The following is a 1,866-nucleotide window of genomic DNA, read 5'->3' on the forward strand; positions in this document are numbered from 1 at the left end:
GGCGCTCCTTCGTCGCTGATTTCCTCCGGGAATTTCCCGCCCCTTGCCCTGCGGGTAGACAGGCCTCCGTCGGCCACAGCTCCGCAAGCTTCGCCAGCAGCCAAAACAACGGGGGAGAGGGGACGCTGGCCGGTCACCTAAGCCGCCCCGACCACCCATTCCTCAGCAAAGGACTTTCAACATGAACGACGCAATCCGCATCTCCAGCCCCGCCGACATTCTCGGTTTCATCCCGCACTCGCTCGGGTTCGTACCGCGGGAATCCTTTGTGTTCCTGACCATGCGGGGCAAGACGCTGGGCGCGACACTCCGCGTCGACGCCCCCGCGTTCGCGGAACCAGCCGGTTTCGCCCGCTCCATGGTGGACTACCTCGCACTGGACACTCGGGCCACGGCGGTACTGCTGGCCATCTACACGGCCAGCACCCCCGACCTCGGGCAGCCCCGGCCCTTCCACGACCACGTCGAGGCCGTCATTGAGGCGTTGGACAGCGCAGGTACCCCGCTGCAGGACGCGTGGCTGGTCACCCCGTCGCACTGGCAAAACCTTTTGTGCGACAGCGACGCCGGGTGCTGCCCGCCCGAATCGTTGGAATCCATCACGGACGGGCAGCTGAACGCGGAACTGGTGTTCCGTGGCAGCAGCTACGAAAAGACGCCCGGCACCAGTTACGCGCCGTTTGCAGGCCCGGCAGACAGGGAGGAACAGATTCGCCACGCGCTCCCGGGAGTGCTGGGCGCGGAGCTGCGTCCGGGCCGGGAACTGTGGGCAGAGGCCCTGACCCGGGACGGGTGGACGGATCCGCAGACAACGGTGGAGCTGCTGGCGTGCTTCCAGCGCCCGGACCTGCGGGACACGTTGTTTTGCAACGTGATCGACCCGGAGCTGCCGGACGCCGAGGGAAGCGGGAATCTGCTCGTGGGGGAGGGTATCGCCCCGGACTGGAACCGCGTGGACCGGGCGCAGGAAACCGCCCGGGACCTCATCGACGCCGCGCCGGAAGGCTACCGGGCGCCCCTGCTGACCTTGATCGGGTGGTTGGCGTACCTCAAGGGTCAGTCGTCGGTAGCTGCGGACCACTTCAAGCTTGCTCTGGCTGATACCCCGGGCTACAGGCTCGCGGGACTGATGGACCAGCTGGTGAGCCGGGGAACCATCGCCCCGGTCGCGAAGAACCAGGCAACCGCCTATAAGCGGCACCGCTAAGAACAACGGGGCCGGACCGGGAAAGCGGTCCGGCCCCTTGGGTGCGGCGGCGGCCTCCCCCGCATGCGCTCCTCCGGCCGCCGATCACGCTGCCGCGGGCGCAGCACCATAAGCGGGCAACGGCCGGACGCCGGGCTACAGTGGAAAAGGAACACGATCCACTAGAGCCTGGGGGCAGCACATGAGCCACGAGTACATCCTGACGGACGATGACGCAGCACCTGCCGATGCCACCCATGCCCAGGACGTTCTCGAGCTCTCGATGTTGACCATGCCGCAGTCAGGCGCCCCCATCGTTGATATCTCCTGGGAGAAATCCCCGCTGGACCTGTAAGTTGCTGCAGCGATGACGCTGCAGCCCTAATTTTCCTTTCGCTGAGGGAAAACTGAGGCCGGCCCCAAGGGGCCGGCCTCAGCCCTTTAAACCCTGAAAAGGGCCTCGCTTCGCTCGGGCTGTAGAAGCGCTTTTCAGTTTTGGCTGCTGTCCTGACGGATTGTACGTGTCCGCTCCGGCCGGTCGAGCCCCTCCTTCGTCGGGGCCTGCGGTTCAGTAAATGTCCCTGCGGCGCTCCTTCGTCGCTGATTTCCTCCGGGAATTTCCCGCCCCTTGCCCTGCGGGTAGACAGGCCTCCGTCGGCCACAGCTCCGCAAGCTTCGCC

The 1,866-nt window shown here is 66.1% G+C and carries 2 protein-coding genes; both read left to right on the plus strand.

Annotated features, from left to right (window positions below; translation table 11 throughout):
* Window positions 1-181 precede the first annotated feature (181 nt).
* A complete protein-coding gene (locus AC1DFE_RS23980; RefSeq protein ID WP_476908322.1) occupies window positions 182-1,207 on the plus strand; it encodes a DUF4192 domain-containing protein in 1,026 nt (341 codons plus the stop codon).
* A 181-nt stretch (window positions 1,208-1,388) separates the two neighbouring features.
* Window positions 1,389-1,541 carry a hypothetical protein gene (locus AC1DFE_RS23985; RefSeq protein WP_476908323.1) on the plus strand — a complete coding sequence of 51 codons (153 nt, stop codon included), beginning with the start codon at window positions 1,389-1,391 and terminating at the stop codon, window positions 1,539-1,541.
* Window positions 1,542-1,866: the final 325 nt, after the last annotated feature.

The organism is Arthrobacter sp. 05T423 (assembly GCF_056396245.1).

Coding starts and splice junctions, on each gene's coding strand:
- AC1DFE_RS23980 (WP_476908322.1), top strand. CDS start 182: ATGAACGACGCAATCCGCATCTCCAGCCCCGCCGACATTCTCGGTTTC.
- AC1DFE_RS23985 (WP_476908323.1), top strand. CDS start 1,389: ATGAGCCACGAGTACATCCTGACGGACGATGACGCAGCACCTGCCGAT.